The following is a 16,579-nucleotide window of genomic DNA, read 5'->3' as shown; positions in this document are numbered from 1 at the left end:
AATGAAATTTTTTAGAAACAAACTGGCGGTAACTATAGTGGTACTGTCAGTTACATTTTTAATTTTAATTTCACGTAGTGTCAAGGGAGATAACATGTCTTTTATGAAGAATGGCATAGGCGTAACTTTTAATTCTGTGCAGGGTGGAATATTTAGGTTCAATAGTGGCGTAAAAGATTGGTTTGGTTTTGTTTTTAACTTTTCTAATGTAAAAAAAGAAAATGAAGAATTAAAAAAGAAAAATAATAAGCTTGAAAGCAAAGCAATTGATTATGAATCTCTTAAAAGTGAAAATGATAGGTTAAGAAATATGCTTAATTTTAAAAGTCAAAATTCTGAGTATAATTATATAGGCTGTGATATAAGAGGAAAAGGTTCAAGTGGGCTTTTAGATCAATTTGTAGTAAACAAAGGAAGCAAAGACGGCATTGAAAAATATATGTTAGCTATAAGTTCTCAAGGGGAGGTAGTAGGTCAGGTAACTTCAGTAGGTAATAACTGGTCTATGGTTCAAACCTTAGCAAATGTAAACACTAATGTAAATATTGCAGTTAGTGGATATATAGAAAGAACAAAAGACAATGGCATAGTACAGGGATATAAAAATAGTAGTAATGAATTACTTGCTGAGTTAAGCTATTTGCCTTTGGATGCGGATATAAAAAAGGGCGATGTAGTTTGTACTTCAGATATTGCAACCCCGTACCCAGGACTTTATCCAAAAGGAATTAGAATTGGATCAGTAATAGATATAGAAGAAGACAAGGGAAAAGTAATGAAAAATGCCATAATTAAGCCATATGTTGACTTCAATAAGCTTGAAGAACTATTTATAGTTGTTCCTAAGGAAAAAATAGATATAAAATACTAAGGTGATATAAAATGAGAAAAATATTAATTTTATTTCTTTTGTCTATTCTATTTTTTATGCTGGATAATGTACTAATGCCATTTCTTGCCATAAAAACTATATATCCAAGTTTACTTTTAGTTTTTATGATTTGTTATTCTATGGTTAATGGGAAATGGGAAGGATTGTGGCTTGGAGTTTTTTGTGGATTACTTCAAGATATATATTTTACTAGTGGATTTGGATTAAATGCCCTAATAAACATGATTATATGTATAATTGCAGGTGTAATAGGTGATAACATTTTTAAGGAAAAAAGCCTTATTCCTGTAGCATCATGCTTTTCCTTGAGTTTTTTAAAAGGCACCGTACTGCTAATAGTATTGTATTTCTTAAAAATAAATGTTGATTTTAAAGATGTATTTTTTATTGCTCTTTATAATATGGTTATTAGTGCAATAATATACAAGAAAGTATACAAATTATGTCAAAAAGAGTACATGCAGAAAAGATGGAAGTTTTAGAGGAATGGTGATTTTATGAAAGGTGATAAAAAAAGAGAGTTTACTAGGTACACGGCATTAATAGTAATTATGTGTCTTATATTTACTGCTATTACCTCACAACTGTTTGTGCTTCAAGTGGTAAAAGGAGAAGAGTATAAAGAAAAGGCAAATACTAGGTCAATAAGAGAGATACCGGATGCTGCACCAAGAGGAAATATTGTAGATAGAAATGGAGCGGTACTCGCTAAAAGCGAACAAAGCTATGTTTTGGTTTATAATCAGACAGATGAAAGTGACAAAACATTCTTTGATACTATGGACAAGGTGTTTAAAATTCTAGATGAAAATGGCGAAACGAAACAAGACGATTTTGAGCTTAAAATAGATCCCTTTAGCTTTGTCTTTAGAAGTAATGATGCCAAAACACAAAGAATGCTTGAAATAAGATTTAAAAGAGATAGAGGTTTGAACGAAGAATTAGAAAAAAATTTATCTAAAGATAAGAAAAAAAAGTTAACTAAAGAAGAACAAGATAAAATTGTAGATGAAGAACTACTAAAGATAACACCGGAAGAAACTTTTAAAAAATTGATAAAACAATATGGAATAGATGACAAGAAGTATTCACTAGAAGAGCAAAGAAGATTTATGATAATAAAAGATAAAATGAAAATGCAGAGTTTTTCAGGTTATAAACATGTAGTTGTAGCAAGCAATATAAAGAAAGAGACTGCATTTAAGTTTAAGCAAATGTTAAATGATCTTCCAGGAATAGATGTTACCACTCAACCTATAAGAAGTTATCCTAATGGAGAATTAGGCTCTGCCTTTTTAGGTTATATATCTAAAATAGCATCGGATCAGGATAAGTATCAGGAAAAAGGGTATGACGTCAGCAGTGATTATGTAGGTACTGCTGGTATAGAAAGTGTATTTGAAGATAGACTTAAAGGATCAAAGGGTGGAAAAATTGTTAAGTTAAATAAAAATGGAAGAATTATCGAAGAGCTTGGAAGAAGAGACCCTTACCCAGGGCAAACTGTTCAGCTTACCATTGATAAAGACGTTCAAGCTGCTGTGGAGAAAGCTTTAGATGATAAAATGGCAGAATTAAGGGCAAATCCTTATGCTCAAATTGGTTCCAATACCGCAAATGCTACTAGAGGAGCAGCTGTAGCTATAGATGTAAATACTGGAGCTGTAATAGCTTTAGCCAGCAGACCAGGTTATGACCCTAATTGGTTTGCAGCGCCAGGAGGATTAACCACAGAACAATATAAGCAATTATATCCTAATGTAGATGAAATTGGAAGAAAATTTATTGAACAAAGAGGACTTACAAGTTATTATCCAGGACAAAGTGAAGAGGATGTGCTAAATAAACTATTTCCTGTGGATAAAAGCATAAAAGATAAAACTGTGAGACAGGATATTCATGATATAATACCTAAACCATTATTTAATTATGCTACACAATCAAAAAGCATTCCAGGATCTACATTTAAACCAATGACAGCTATTGCGGCCCTTGAAAGCGGAGTAATAACTCCAGATTTTGGAGTAGATGATCAAGCGTATTTTGATAAGGGGACTGGACCAGGCGGAAGAGTGTGGTTTACTACTGATGGCCCTAATGGATGGGTTAACTTATCGAAGGCATTAGAAAGATCAAGTAACCCTTACTTTATGAAAGTAGGAGAAATGCTAAGGAATTCCTTTGGTGATGATATATTAGCTAAATATGCATGGAAATTTGGATTAGGTGTTGAGCCTAATTCAAAGGCAAAACCAGCTACAGGTATAGAAATACCAGAGGCATTTGGACAGGTATTCAATAACTGGTCTCTGAAAAACAGATATTCTCAAACGTATTTGTGGAATACTATGGAGAGTTTAAAGGCTGGTGGAGATGATAGGGGAAATAAATATACTCCTATAGACTTGTATGACAATGATAAAGATTCAGATAAGGTAAAAACAGCGAAAAGTGATTTAAAAAAGGCAATACAAGATTCCATAAAGGAAGGAGATAAAGCCTTTGATAAAGCTAACTATAAAAATTTGATTAATAATTTAATACAATTAGATCCTCAGTATAGCGGGAAAAATATAAGTGACAAAGAAATAAGTGCTATGTTGAATACTATTTATTATATAACAGTTTCTGATGCAAACAGTCAGATTAGAGCTCCTTTTAATATAGAGGATGCTTCTATAGGTCAAGGTATAAATGAATTTACTCCTGTTCAGTTGGCAAATTATATTGCAACTATTGCCAATGGTGGAACAAGATATAGTGTGCATCTTGTAGATAAATTTTTAGATGCTAATGGAAAAACAATTGAAGAGGTTAAGCCTGAAATTGCAGAAAAAACAGGAGTTAAACCTGAAAATATAGAAGCAGTTAAAGCGGGAATGGCTGCTGTTAACGAAAAAGGTACTGCATCACAGGCCTTTAAAGACTTTTCAATACAAACAGCAGGAAAAACTGGTACAGCTACTATATCTAATGCTCAAGAAAGCTTTGGAAGAACAGATACTGCTGTATATGTTGGATTTGCACCTTTAGAAAATCCCCAAATAGCTGTATGCGTTATGATATTTGATGGTGGTCATGGTGGATCTGTAGCACCAGTTGCTAGAGCTATATATGATGCTTATTTTAATCATAACAATCAAAATAATACGCAAAACAATAATCAAAATCAATCTACTCAAAACAACAATGGTCAATAGAAATTGAAAATTGAGGGCTATTTCGGCCTTCAATTTTTATTTTTAATTTTAAATTTGATATATACATACAAAAAAACGCTTGTATATATCTTTTTTTTAAAATTAAATAGGAATTTAGAAGGATTTGAACTTGTTATGTTGAAATATTACATAAGGTGACTTGTTGGAGGTCTGGTATGTTGAACGATAATATAATTATTAAAGGCAATAGAGATGGTATAAATGCAATTATAAACATGAATAAGTTTAAAGACTTTGAAGAAATGCTCGAAACTTTAATTGTAAAGCTCTCGGCAGGAAAAATGTTTTATAAGGGATGTACCCTTAAAATAACCACTCAACTCAAATATATAAATGAAAAAGAATTTCGCAAACTTAAAGATATTTTGTTTGAGCAATTCTTAATAAAGGACTGTATATTTGAAGATAAAGATGATAAAGATAACAAAGTTTTCAACGGAATTTATGAAGGGCGTACAAAGTTTTTGCGCAGGACTATAAGAAGCGGTCAAGTTATAAATTACCCTGGAAATGTAGTTATTATTGGAGATGTTAATGCTGGCGCAGAAATATATGTCGGCGGTAATATAATCGTTCTTGGAGCTTTAAGAGGATATGCACATGCAGGTTATGGGGGGAATCCTAAGGCTATTGTAGCAGCATTTTATTTACAACCTGAGATATTACAGATTGCAGATATAATGACAAGGTCACCAGAGGATAACGTTAAGCCTCCTTATCCGGAAGTTGCTAGAGTTAAAGGTGATACAATAATTGTAGAACCATATTTGCCTAATAAATTTATTTAATGGAGGTAATGTAAATGGGAGAAGCTATTGTAGTAACATCAGGCAAAGGCGGGGTAGGTAAAACTACCACTACAGCTAATATAGGAACGGCACTGGCAGCCATTGGGAAGAGTGTTGTTGTTGTAGATGGTGATACTGGACTAAGAAACTTAGATGTTTTAATGGGACTTGAAAATAGAATCGTTTTTACACTTTTAGATGTAGTAGAAAATAAATGCAGATTAAAACAGGCGCTAATAAAGGATAAGAGATTTCCAAATCTATATTTACTTCCTACAGCACAAACTAGAGATAAAGATGATATAACACCAGAGCAAATGCTTAATTTAGTAAACGAATTAAAGAAAGAATTTGATTATATTATAATAGACTGCCCTGCAGGTATTGAACAGGGCTTTGAGAATGCAGTAATAGGTGCAGATAGAGCCTTGATTGTAGTTAATCCTGAAGTAACATCTGTTAGAGATTCAGATAGAGTTATTGGAAAATTAGATGCTAAAGGATTAGAAGACCATCAATTAATTGTAAACAGAATAAATTATCAAATGACTAAAAATGGAGATATGTTAGATGTGAATGATATTCTTGATAGCTTAGCAATAAAGCTAATTGGAGTAGTTCCAGATGATAGAAGTATTACTATTTCTACAAATAAAGGGGAGCCTGTAGTTTTAGATAATAAAGCAGTTTCAGGGCAAGCTTTTAGAAATATAGCAAAAAGAATAACTGGTGAAACAGTTCCTTTTATTGAACTGAGCGAGGGAAATGAGGGCATATTTTCATCAATAAAAAAATTATTTGGTATTAAGTAGGGAGGGTGCAAAATGGATTTATTTAAAATATTTTCTCAAAAACCTTCCCCTAAGGATATGGCAAAAGAAAGACTGAAATTAATTTTAATACATGATAGAGCTCATGTTTCTCCAGAAATACTAGAGTCTATAAGAGAGGATATATTAAGGGTTATTTCTAAGTATTTTGAAATTGACGATGAAGAAATCGATGTAAAGATGACTAAAATGGAGGAACTTCAAGGAGAGTCACCAGCTTTAATTGCAAGTATACCAATTAAGAAAATTAAGGAAAATATATAAAAATAAGCAGCTAAACTTATAGGAGGAAGTGTTTGTGTGTTTAAGTATATCCTATAAATTTATTAATATTTTATCATTGAAAAATATTTTTATAAATTTTCTCTACCTTATTTGATTACACAAATACAGAGTAGAAATATATTTTAAAAGAGAAGAATTGATTATAAAGTGACTATACAATGAAACTGTTATCAAATAGTGAGGGCTCTAACTATAATTAAAAGTTTGGGATATAAAATCTAAGATATATATACTCTCAATTGTATTTGAAATTAAAGAATAAATATTGGCGAATTAGTGTGTTAAAATAATCAAAATAGAAAAAAAGTGACACTGCAGAGAATACACTAGTAGATTATTTATTTTTTATTGAAGTTTTGAAATAATTGGACAGAAGTTATGTAAATGTAAAAAACTTGTATACTATTGCAAAGTGGAAATTTAAGTTGCTAATAAAAAGACTGTATACTTTCTTAAATATATGTTTTAAAATACATATCTAAGAAGGTACACAGTCTTTTTATACAGTTTAAAATAATTAATTTAATATTTTAAACTGTATATTAAATAGCTTGTACAATAAAATTTTATATGTACCTAATAGAAACATAACCAAAAATATAACCATTTGGGCTTTCATAACCAACATAAGCCCAATCAGGTGTACTTTGATCCGGATATACTCTAAGAAGATCGCCTTGATTAAGAATTTCGAGAACTGGACTATCCATACTTGGATATCTTCTAAGATTCACATCAGAGTACTTCATAGTTATATAAAAATATGTTCCTGGATAAGATTGTAAGTTTTTTGTTTTCATATTATCTCCGTTGATTGGAGCTGAAGTTGAATTGTTTTTGTCAGTTTTGTTCAATGAGGCTGCATTTACTGACACTGAAGTTGAATTATTTTTATCAGTTCCATTCACTGGGGCTGCGTTTACTGAGACTGAAGTTAATAAACTACCTCCTAGTAATAATGTGGCTATAGATGTTTTTAATCCCTTTTTCATAATAAACCTCCAAGAAAATATTTCTGTAAATAGATAGAATAATACTCGTATTTTCATGAAAATAGTAAAATAATATAAAGCTTTATGAAATAATTCTAAATTAAATATGGAAACTTTGTAAAGTGAATTGTCGTAAAATACCAGTTTTACGTCATGAATCATGTACAAACTATAATTTTTTTATTTCATGACCCCAAAAAGGCATTTTACGATATTCACTTGACTTTTGAAATTTATACTTATTACGAGGCTCAATCGCATTTAAATTCCATAAACTTGCTCAGCAATATTGGTTTATGGTAACAGTTATAGCATAGATTTTTGAAAAATTTTAGCATATTTATAAAAATTAAACTATTACCGCAAAACACTTATTTTATACTTTTCATATTATCAATTTTTATATAAATTAATATTGTATAGTTATTCAATTAAAAATTTATACGATAGCATATGAGAGTATCTTGATAATTTTATGAATTTCCCACTTTATTTTATAAAATAGATACAATATATGCGTCAGCACTATGATATTTAAATATTCCATAGATATTTTTTCGATATTACTTCTTACTCCTTGCCTCTTTTCATTAAATTCATCTATTTGCTTAATATGATACTCGTAACATTTCTTGCTATAAAGTCTAAGGGAGGCTAAATTATGTAAGTTCTTAAACATAGAAAATAGTTGTTTTATTTTTATCATTTGTTTATACATGTTTCTACCTATTGGAAATTTAATAAATAAAGCACTTTTATATCTAAATTCATAAATGAATGATTCAATGCTTTTGGCTCTATGCATATCTACATTTGTTAACAAGTTTAAAGATAAATCTTTAGCTATTTGAAACTAGGTGATGTCATCATATGTTATATCAGCAAGTATAATAAATGTATTACAAATTTTCACTTTATAGAGTAATCCTGAAACTTAATTGTCATATACATTTGTAGTAGTTAGATAGAATGATAAAGGTACTATAGTGCCTGTTATAAATGTTAGACAATGTAATTTGTATCCGCTGTATTTTTCAAGACGAGTACCTTTGTCGTACTTAGCTTTGCTATCATATTTTAAGCTTCTTAAGGCTGTACTATCAATAGCATAAATTCTAGTTTGTAGATTAATAAGTTCAATAGCCATAGCGCAAATACCGTAATGGATGTGACATCTCAGGGCTACCGCCCAATGTCATCAAGTTAATATTCAATAAATTGGATAATTAGTTATATCGCTAAGAACGAAAGTATATTTTTAAAATTATTCACTTTAAACTTTATTTTTTGTATGACAAATAAATTCTACAAGTTATTAAGATTTTTATGAATAAACTTTAGGCAGGATTATTGTTAAAAATATATATCTTTTAAATTCTATAAACTACGTTTTTTATTTTTCTTATACTTTCCTCTTGCAATTCTTTTTATACGAGGGATGTAGAAGATAACCACACTATCATGCGAGAATTTAATCTCAGTAATTATAACATACAGTTAAAGCTTTTGGACTAGGATGAAATCCTATTTCAGCTTTAGTATAGATTTTTAAGAAGTGAATGTATTGTAAGTATATTATACGAGAGACGTAGCCCGCTCTTTGCTTACACTTGGAGAAAAGTAGAGAGTCCAAATCTTAAGTAGATATACTAAATCTATGATTTGGTGATAGTCACTTACACAGAGTGCTGATTTAGTGGGAATCGCTTTCACAGAGTGCGGGGAGTATTAGAGCGGGTAGTTATCGGATAAAATTGTTCATAGATTTTTTTTTTTTATATGGTATAATCATATTTGTATTGGAGGGATAAATTAGTATGCTTAGTAAAATAACTATCAGTAAAAAGCTTTTAAGAGAATTAGATTTTACTGTTATAATAGCGGTTATACTTATAGTAGTATTTGGAGCCATGAATATATATAGTGCTACACATTTGAGGTATGGAAATAGCGTTATGAGAACTCAACTTATTTGGTTAGTTATAGGGTTAATTCTTACGTACTTTATTTTAGTATTTGATTACTCGATAATTCAGGGCTATGCTAATATAATATATTGGTTTGGAATTTTTTTACTTATATTAAATGATACGATATTTAAATCTACTGTCAATGGAGCTTCATCTTGGATGAAAATAGGGGGATTTTCTATGCAGCCTTCCGAGTTTGCCAAGCTAGGTATGATAATAATGCTTGCAAAGCAATTGGACAGCATGGAGGGTAAAATTAATAATGTGAGAAATTTCTTCAAATTAGCTGCTTATGCTGCACTTCCCATGCTTTTAATAGTAATTCAGCCTGATATGGGGATGACTATGGTTTGTTTTTTTATTGTGCTAGGAATATTTTTTGCAGCTGGTTTAGATTTAAAAATAATGGGCGGCGGGATTATGGGCTTAATTGCACTTATTGCTATAGTCTGGAATTCGCCTTTAATGCAGGCCTATTGGAAGAGTAGATTGCTTTCCTTTCTAAATCCAGAGGCTGATGAACTAGGGACTGGACTTCAACTCATACAGTCTCAAATAGGGATAGGGTCCGGTGGAATCCTAGGTAAAGGATTTTTAAAAGGCACCCAGATAGCAGGAGGATTTATTCCAGAAGCACATACAGACTTTATTTTTTCTGTTGTAGGTGAAGAATGGGGCTTGGTTGGAGCAATAATTTTATTAGTGCTCTATGGAATAATTATCTATAAGTTTATAAACATTGCAAGGAATTCAAAGGATAGATTTGGATCTATAATCTGTGTAGGTGTAATTTCTACTATGATGTTTTCTATATTACAAAATATAGGAATGACTATTGGTATAGCGCCTATTACTGGTATTACATTACCCTTTATGAGTTATGGAGGCAGCTCTATGCTAACAGGTTTTATGAGCTTAGGACTTGTTTTAAATATAGGAATGAGAAAAAAGAAAATCAATTTTTAGGGGGATAAATGTTATGAGAATTGCTTTTATTGCACATGATAAAAAGAAAGATGATATGATAGAATTTGTAAAAAGATACAAAGACATTTTTGAAGCACATGAGTTATTTGGTACGGGAACAACAGGAAGTCTTATAACTGAAATTATTGGATTAAAAGTTCATAGATTTCTTTCAGGTCCTCTTGGGGGAGACCAGCAAATAGGTGCAAAAGTAGCACAAGGAGAGATGGATTTTATCATTTTTTTAAGAGATCCCCTTACATCTCAGCCCCATGAGCCAGATGTTAATGCATTACTCCGAATATGTGATGTTCATTGTGTGCCTCTTGCAACCAACTTGGGATCAGCAGAAGTTTTTGTAAAGGCATTAAAAAATCGTGAAGAATCTAAGTAATTTTGTACAAGCTCTAGCAATTAATTTGCTAGAGCTTATTTTTATGGAGCTATAGAGGTACTAGGCTGAAAGCTAACTTATACGCCGGGCTATGTTTCCAAGCTTCAGTCCGTTAAAAACTTTTAGTCAGTTTAAAGCTTGGAAACATAGCCCCTTGTGTAAGTCAATTTTCTAGTTTGAAGTCCTATAGTATTGCCCTATTGTATAGATAGCTAAGAGTGTTTAGGTATCTTAAAGTCATAAAACCATAGATTTTAAAATATATATAATATATCAGTAACTATGGGAGGTTACATTATACCAACTGTTAATAAAAAATTGGGGGGCAATTTTATCTATGGGAAACTATAACTCAGAGTACGAAAGTTATTATAATTCTTTAAAAAAGAGCAGCAAGACAAGGCATTTTCCATCTTATAATAAAAGCTTTAACTATAATGAGACAGGAAAATCTAAAAAAAATTATTGGCTATCAAGAATAACGAGAGACTTAGTAGGTGTACTTATTCTGTTTATCATTGTCTTAAGCTGTAAGCTAATAGTAACGCCTAAAACTCAGGTAGTATACAATTATTCTAAACAAATTCTAAATCAAAACTATGAATATACTAATTTAAAAGAGAAGTATAAAAATATAGATATTAGAAAATTTCAAGATAAGATTACTAATATAATTGAAGAAATAAGAAGTAAAGTTACTGGAACTGAAACTGTTGATAACAAGATTAAAAATGAATTTGTACTTCCGGTTGCAGGAATAGAAACATCTCCCTTTGGATATAGGGAGGATCCTATAACAAAAGAAAAAAAGTTCCACGAGGGAGTAGACATTGACGTCAAGGAAAATACAGAGGTAAAAGCCTCATATGATGGAAGAATAAAAATTTGTGGTGAGGATAAACAGTTAGGTAAGTATATTCTGATAGATCATGGAAATGGCATAGAAACTAAATATGGACATTTAAATGAAATACTTGTAGGAAAAGAAGATGCGGTTAAAAAGAGTCAGATTATAGCCAAAAGTGGCAATACAGGCAAATCTACTGGACCGCATCTTCATTTTGAGCTTTTATACATGGGAGAAAATAAAAATCCAGATGAGTATTTTGAGATAGTCAAAAAGTAATGTATAGAGGTAATTCTGTGGTTAGGGTAAGTAGATATTTTGTTCCTTATATAATATTTTTAATTGCTATAGGATACAAAGGACAACTAGTTTATTCTTTTTTAATTGTTATTATTCATGAATTTGTTCATTATCTGGTTGCTAGATATTATAATTTTTGCGGTTTTGATATAGAACTTATGATTGTTGGAGCGGCATTAAGATTTAGAGAACTTGATGAGGCATCTCCAAAAGAAGATTTAATTATATCTATATCTGGTCCTATGGCAAATCTAGTTCTATGTATTGTTTTTTTTCTTTTACATAAGGAATTTCCCTGTAAGGAATTCTATATGTTATTTGAAGGAAATTTGGCTATAGGATTATTTAACCTTATTCCTGCATTTCCTTTGGATGGTGGAAGAATATTAAGAGATATATTGAATTTTAAACTTATGTATAAAAAGTCTAATAAAATAATGATTACTACGAGTATAATTATTGGATCAGTAATTATGCTTATTTATATATTGTTATTTTTAAAGGGTAATAATATTTTTAGTATAGGAATAATAGGTATATTTATTATAATATCATCGCTTAGAGAGAAGGAAAGGATATCATATATAATTATGGGAGATATTATAAAAAAGAAATATAAATTTATATATAGAGGGTATATTGAAAATAAAAATACTTCTATATATTATAAAAAAGATTTATTAAGTATAATGGCTCTATTTGATAAAAATAAATATAATGTTTTCACAGTTCTAGATGAAGAGATGAAAGTTATGGACATAATTTATGAGGAAGAGATAATTAGTGCTTTAAAAACCTATGGGAATATTACCATAAAGGAATTTATGAAAATAGAAAATAACGAAAGATGAAAATTATATTTTAAATTTATAATTTATTATGTTAGAATATAAAAATGTGATATACACAAGAGGAGGATTTTCAATGAATAAGGTTACTGATGATATATTGTTTAGAGTAGAAAAGCCTGCGCGTTATATAGGTGGAGAGTTAAATTCTTATAATAAAGATAAAAATAAAGTAGATATTCGTTTTGCATTTTGTTTTCCAGATGTTTATGAGGTAGGAATGTCACATTTGGGGATGAAGATTCTTTACCATATTTTAAATGAAAGAAAGGATACTTATTGCGAAAGAGTTTTTGCTCCATGGCCTGATATGGAAAAACAGATGAGGGAAAATAACATTCCTCTTTATGGATTAGAAAGTAAGGATCCTATAAATAACTTTGATTTTATTGCTTTTACCCTTCAATATGAAATGAGTTACACTAATATATTAAATATGTTAGATTTAGCTGGTGTACCTATAAGGGCCTCAGAAAGAGGTGAGGATGACCCTATTGTATTTTGTGGTGGTCCTTGTGCTTATAATCCTGAGCCACTTTATGATATAGCTGACTTCTTTGCTATAGGCGAAGGAGAGGAGCAAATGGAAGAGATTATGGACCTTTACAGAAAATATAAGGGTAAGAGTAAAAAAGAATTTTTAAGAGAAATATCACATATACAGGGTATTTATGTTCCATCACTTTATTCAGTGGAATATAAAGAAGATGGAACAATAAAAGAATTTAAGCCTCTATATGATGATGTACCAGCAGTAGTTAAAAAGAGAATAATAAAGAACTTTAATGATGTAGTCTATCCTAAGAATTTAATTGTTCCTTACACTGAGATAGTACATGATCGAATAACTTTAGAAACTTTTAGAGGATGTACTAGGGGATGTAGATTCTGCCAAGCAGGAATGATATATAGACCTGTGAGAGAAAAGAGCACAGATAAACTTTTAGAAACAGTAGAAGAGCTTTTAAAGAATACAGGATATCCAGAAGTATCATTAACATCACTAAGCATCTGTGATTACTCAGATTTACAAAATTTAATTCATAAATTTATAGAGAAGTATGAAAAAGAAAAAGTAGGGGTATCTCTACCGTCATTAAGAATAGATTCTTTCTCTGTGGACCTAATAAATGAAATACAAAAGGTTAGAAAAACAGGGTTAACCTTTGCGCCAGAAGCGGGTTCACAAAGAATGAGAGATGTTATAAATAAAGGGGTAACTGAGCAGAATTTAATGGATTCAGTAAAAAATGCTTTTGAATCTGGTTGGTCCACAATAAAACTATATTTTATGATAGGATTACCATATGAAACTATTGAAGATGTAATAGGTATAGCAGATTTAGCTGAAAAAGTAACAGATCAGTACTTTAAAGTTCCGAAAGATAAGAGAAAGAAAGGGTTAAAGGTTACTGTAAGCACTTCTATATTTGTTCCTAAGGCCTTTACTCCCTTCCAATGGGTACCGCAAATAAGAATGGAAGATGTGAAGGAAGAAATAAAAGCATTAAGAGGAGCTATAAAAAGCAGAAGTATTTCTTACAACTGGCATGAAACTCCTGTGAGCTATTTAGAAGCTATATTTGCAAGGGGAGACAGAAGAGTTTGTGATGTTTTAGTAAAGGCTTTTGAAAAAGGAGCTAAATTTGATGGTTGGTCAGAGTATTTCAACTATGATGCATGGATGGAAGCTTTTAAAGAATGTGAAGTAGACGGAGATTTTTATGCATATAGAGAAAGAAGTTATGATGAGATACTTCCATGGGATTTCTTAGATATAGGGGTTTCCAAAGAATTCTTAATAAGAGAAAATGAAATGGCAAAAAAAGCAGAACTAACACCTGATTGCAGAATGGGTTGCACAAATTGTGGAGTAAACACTAAGTTGGAAGGGAAGTGCTTTGACGGTGCGATATTTAATAAAATTCAGTAAAGAAGATAGTATAAAATTTGTAGCTCACTTAGATTTAATGAGAACAATCCAAAGAATGATGAAAAGATCAGGACTTCCAGTTCAATATTCTAAAGGATTTAATCCTCATATAAATATGTCACTAGCACAACCGTTGGCAGTAGGAGTTTATTCCTCAGGAGATTATCTTGATGCAGCCTTTGATGAAGAGCTAGATGAAAGTACAATAGTGGAAAAATTAAATTCAAGTGCACCTATGGGTATAAAAGTATTTGAAGCTGTAAAAATAAAAGAAGAGCAAAATAAAAAAGTTTTTAAGTCTATGGCGGCAATTGATGCAGCAAAGTACACTATAAAGATAAAATATAATAGTGTAGAATTTTTGAATCAAGACATGGAAAAGTTGCTAAATACTCAACAATGGGAAACTATAAAGAAAAGTAAAAGCGGAGAAAGCAAAGTTAATATAAGATCCATGATTAAAGAAATTAAGTATGAAATAGTTGATAATATTTTAATTATACACACAACTGTTTCTTGCGGAAGTAGAGAGAATTTATCATCAGAGCTTTTAGCAAAATTCATTCAAGAAAATACCAGAGAAGCAAAGGTTGATGCGTTTGTGGATATAAAAAGAGAAGAAATGTATGCATTGGTGAAAAGGAAATTAGTTCCGCTATACAAATATGCAAAAATGCTATAGTTCAAAGGTCGAAAGTTAACTTTCTAGTTATTTTCCTTATATAGAATTTCTAGTCCAAATTTTGGCTTATAGTTTAGCTTTGGTTAAATTATAAGCCTTGTTTTACAGAAAAGAAGGTGGGTATGTTGAAAGAAATATTTATAGAAAGACAAAAGGAACTTTTAAGAATTGCAATAAAAGAAAAGGACGAATTAAAGGAGTGCTTAATTGAAGAAGAAACTGGTGAACCCTATCCTGGAGAGATTTATAAAGGTATAGTTAAGAATATTGTGCCTGCTATAAAATGCGCTTTTATAGATATAGGCCATAAAAAAAATGTATATATGTATTTAGATGAAAAGTTCAAAAATACGAAATTAAAAAAAGGCGAGGAAATATTAGTACAGGTAATCAAGGAAGACTTGGGGAGCAAAGGAGCTAAAGTTAGCAATGTACTAAGCTTGCCAGGAACATATTGTGTTTTAGAAACTATTAATAAAGATATAAGTTTTTCAAAAAAAATAACTGATAATGATATAAAAAATTATATTGCACAAAATTTAAAAAAGCCTAGAGGTATAGGCGTAAAAATAAGAACTAATGGAGTAGACGTTTCAATAGATGCAATAAATGAAGAACTAAATAAGCTTTATGATTTATATTTGAATATGTGCAATAAGGCTAAATATTCTACTGATGTTGGGCTATTGTTCGATGATGGTGGTATTTTAGGAAGAGTATTAAGAGATAAGCTAAGCGGGACTAATTTAAAGATATATGTTGACAATGAAGAAGATTATAATTATGTAAGTGAATTTTCCCGTAGTATAATTGATTCAAAGATTAACATAAAACTTCACAAAGAAAGTAGAACTCTATTTGCTTATTATGGTATCGAAAGGGAAATATTGAGCTTAAGAAATAATAAAATTATGCTTCAATGTGGAGGGTACATAGTTATTGATAAAACGGAAGCAATGTATGTTATAGATGTTAACTCTGGTAAGAATGTTAAGGGAAGCTCAATACGAAAAACAGCATATATTACTAATTACCAAGCAGCACAAGAGGTTGCAAGGCAGATAAGACTCAGAAATCTAAGCGGAATTATAGTTGTAGATTTCATAGATATGGATGATGAAAATAATAAACAAAAGATATTAAATTTATTAAAAGAAGGATTTCTTGGAGATAAGAATAAAACCATAATATATCCTTTTACTGAATTAAATCTAGTTCAGATCGCAAGAAGAAGATCAGGAAAATCTATATATGAATACATAGAAGAAGATTGTGGCTTATGCAGTGGAAAAGGTAAAAGAATAAAGCTATCTTATATGTGCATGCTTATAAAAAATGAAATTTTTAGAATTGATGAACAAAGAGAAATAAAAGATTTATATATTGAGTTAGATGAAAACTACAAAAAGGACATAGAAGGGGATATATTAAGCTTTATTAAAAATATAAGTGCGTTAGATAAAAAAGTGTATATTAACTATGTTAAAGGAGAACATTTTAAAGTTGAACCACTAATATTTATGAATCAAATAGAAAACCTGCAGATTTTTAAAGTTTATGGATAAAAAAACTTTACAAGGCACTATATATGTGTTAGAATGGCATTTGTAGACCGCACAGAGAAGGTTATG

The 16,579-nt window shown here is 30.4% G+C and carries 15 protein-coding genes; 13 read left to right on the top strand and 2 right to left on the bottom strand.

Going from position 1 to position 16,579, the window contains the following annotated elements:
- Position 1: 1 nt before the first annotated feature.
- The 6 genes from mreC to minE all read left to right on the top strand — a co-directional run bounded on the left by mreC (position 2) and on the right by minE (position 5,995).
- Entirely contained in the window at positions 2-871 is an 870-nt protein-coding gene (mreC, locus tag ACZ5N4_RS22475; protein WP_464204717.1) for a rod shape-determining protein MreC, read from the top strand.
- 11 nt (positions 872-882) lie between these two features.
- The gene (mreD, locus tag ACZ5N4_RS22470; protein ID WP_464204716.1) at positions 883-1,374 is read left to right on the top strand and encodes a rod shape-determining protein MreD; all 492 of its coding nucleotides are present in this window, start codon (positions 883-885) and stop codon (positions 1,372-1,374) included.
- Positions 1,375-1,389: 15 nt separating this feature from the next.
- Positions 1,390-4,092 carry a penicillin-binding transpeptidase domain-containing protein gene (locus ACZ5N4_RS22465; RefSeq protein ID WP_464204715.1) on the top strand — a complete coding sequence of 901 codons (2,703 nt, stop codon included), beginning with the start codon at positions 1,390-1,392 and terminating at the stop codon, positions 4,090-4,092.
- A 176-nt stretch (positions 4,093-4,268) separates the two neighbouring features.
- A complete protein-coding gene (gene minC / locus ACZ5N4_RS22460) occupies positions 4,269-4,901 on the top strand; it encodes a septum site-determining protein MinC (protein WP_464204714.1) in 633 nt (210 codons plus the stop codon).
- A 14-nt stretch (positions 4,902-4,915) separates the two neighbouring features.
- Positions 4,916-5,713 carry a septum site-determining protein MinD gene (minD, locus tag ACZ5N4_RS22455; protein WP_464204713.1) on the top strand — a complete coding sequence of 266 codons (798 nt, stop codon included), beginning with the start codon at positions 4,916-4,918 and terminating at the stop codon, positions 5,711-5,713.
- Positions 5,714-5,725: 12 nt separating this feature from the next.
- Positions 5,726-5,995 carry a cell division topological specificity factor MinE gene (minE, locus tag ACZ5N4_RS22450; RefSeq protein WP_464204712.1) on the top strand — a complete coding sequence of 90 codons (270 nt, stop codon included), beginning with the start codon at positions 5,726-5,728 and terminating at the stop codon, positions 5,993-5,995.
- Between the two features lie 587 nt (positions 5,996-6,582).
- On the opposite strand, the gene ACZ5N4_RS22445 is transcribed toward minE, so the two are convergent.
- Together ACZ5N4_RS22445 and ACZ5N4_RS22440 are read right to left on the bottom strand one after the other, a co-directional pair.
- Positions 6,583-7,008 (bottom strand): SH3 domain-containing protein, encoded by a 426-nt coding sequence (locus ACZ5N4_RS22445; protein ID WP_464204711.1) that lies wholly within the window; start codon positions 7,006-7,008, stop codon positions 6,583-6,585.
- Positions 7,009-7,942: 934 nt separating this feature from the next.
- A complete protein-coding gene (locus tag ACZ5N4_RS22440) occupies positions 7,943-8,155 on the bottom strand; it encodes a hypothetical protein (protein ID WP_464204710.1) in 213 nt (70 codons plus the stop codon).
- Positions 8,156-8,825: 670 nt separating this feature from the next.
- Between ACZ5N4_RS22440 and rodA the strand changes: the two genes are divergently transcribed.
- The 7 genes from rodA to ACZ5N4_RS22405 all read left to right on the top strand — a co-directional run bounded on the left by rodA (position 8,826) and on the right by ACZ5N4_RS22405 (position 16,513).
- Positions 8,826-9,944, top strand: a complete 1,119-nt coding sequence (gene rodA, locus ACZ5N4_RS22435; RefSeq protein WP_464204709.1) for a rod shape-determining protein RodA — start codon at positions 8,826-8,828, stop codon at positions 9,942-9,944.
- A gap of 13 nt (positions 9,945-9,957) precedes the next feature.
- On the top strand, positions 9,958-10,338 hold the full coding sequence (gene mgsA / locus ACZ5N4_RS22430; RefSeq protein ID WP_464204708.1) for a methylglyoxal synthase: 381 nt from the start codon (positions 9,958-9,960) through the stop codon (positions 10,336-10,338).
- 337 nt (positions 10,339-10,675) lie between these two features.
- Positions 10,676-11,464, top strand: a complete 789-nt coding sequence (locus tag ACZ5N4_RS22425; protein ID WP_464204707.1) for a M23 family metallopeptidase — start codon at positions 10,676-10,678, stop codon at positions 11,462-11,464.
- A gap of 17 nt (positions 11,465-11,481) precedes the next feature.
- Positions 11,482-12,336, top strand: a complete 855-nt coding sequence (locus ACZ5N4_RS22420) for a M50 family metallopeptidase (protein WP_464204706.1) — start codon at positions 11,482-11,484, stop codon at positions 12,334-12,336.
- Positions 12,337-12,409: 73 nt separating this feature from the next.
- A complete protein-coding gene (locus ACZ5N4_RS22415) occupies positions 12,410-14,266 on the top strand; it encodes a TIGR03960 family B12-binding radical SAM protein (RefSeq protein WP_464204705.1) in 1,857 nt (618 codons plus the stop codon).
- Complete coding sequence (locus ACZ5N4_RS22410; RefSeq protein ID WP_464204704.1) at positions 14,235-14,948, top strand: TIGR03936 family radical SAM-associated protein; 714 nt, start codon at positions 14,235-14,237, stop codon at positions 14,946-14,948. The genes ACZ5N4_RS22415 and ACZ5N4_RS22410 overlap by 32 nt, the downstream gene beginning before the upstream one ends.
- Positions 14,949-15,073: 125 nt before the next feature.
- Positions 15,074-16,513 (top strand): Rne/Rng family ribonuclease, encoded by a 1,440-nt coding sequence (locus ACZ5N4_RS22405; protein WP_464211032.1) that lies wholly within the window; start codon positions 15,074-15,076, stop codon positions 16,511-16,513.
- Positions 16,514-16,579 lie beyond the last annotated feature (66 nt).

The sequence above is a fragment of the Clostridium nitrophenolicum genome (genome assembly GCF_055391695.1).
The sequence above is the reverse complement of the archived record's forward strand: the minus strand, read 5'-3'. Positions and strand labels throughout refer to the sequence as shown.

What these genes read in the sequence shown, in the direction of transcription:
- ACZ5N4_RS22465 (WP_464204715.1), top strand. Translation starts at nt 1,390, where the DNA reads ATGAAAGGTGATAAAAAAAGAGAGTTTACTAGGTACACGGCATTAATA.
- minC (WP_464204714.1), top strand. Translation starts at nt 4,269, where the DNA reads ATGTTGAACGATAATATAATTATTAAAGGCAATAGAGATGGTATAAAT.
- minD (WP_464204713.1), top strand. Translation starts at nt 4,916, where the DNA reads ATGGGAGAAGCTATTGTAGTAACATCAGGCAAAGGCGGGGTAGGTAAA.
- mreD (WP_464204716.1), top strand. Translation starts at nt 883, where the DNA reads ATGAGAAAAATATTAATTTTATTTCTTTTGTCTATTCTATTTTTTATG.
- mgsA (WP_464204708.1), top strand. Translation starts at nt 9,958, where the DNA reads ATGAGAATTGCTTTTATTGCACATGATAAAAAGAAAGATGATATGATA.
- ACZ5N4_RS22415 (WP_464204705.1), top strand. Translation starts at nt 12,410, where the DNA reads ATGAATAAGGTTACTGATGATATATTGTTTAGAGTAGAAAAGCCTGCG.
- rodA (WP_464204709.1), top strand. Translation starts at nt 8,826, where the DNA reads ATGCTTAGTAAAATAACTATCAGTAAAAAGCTTTTAAGAGAATTAGAT.
- ACZ5N4_RS22425 (WP_464204707.1), top strand. Translation starts at nt 10,676, where the DNA reads ATGGGAAACTATAACTCAGAGTACGAAAGTTATTATAATTCTTTAAAA.
- minE (WP_464204712.1), top strand. Translation starts at nt 5,726, where the DNA reads ATGGATTTATTTAAAATATTTTCTCAAAAACCTTCCCCTAAGGATATG.
- ACZ5N4_RS22440 (WP_464204710.1), bottom strand. Translation starts at nt 8,155, where the DNA reads ATGGCTATTGAACTTATTAATCTACAAACTAGAATTTATGCTATTGAT.
- mreC (WP_464204717.1), top strand. Translation starts at nt 2, where the DNA reads ATGAAATTTTTTAGAAACAAACTGGCGGTAACTATAGTGGTACTGTCA.
- ACZ5N4_RS22445 (WP_464204711.1), bottom strand. Translation starts at nt 7,008, where the DNA reads ATGAAAAAGGGATTAAAAACATCTATAGCCACATTATTACTAGGAGGT.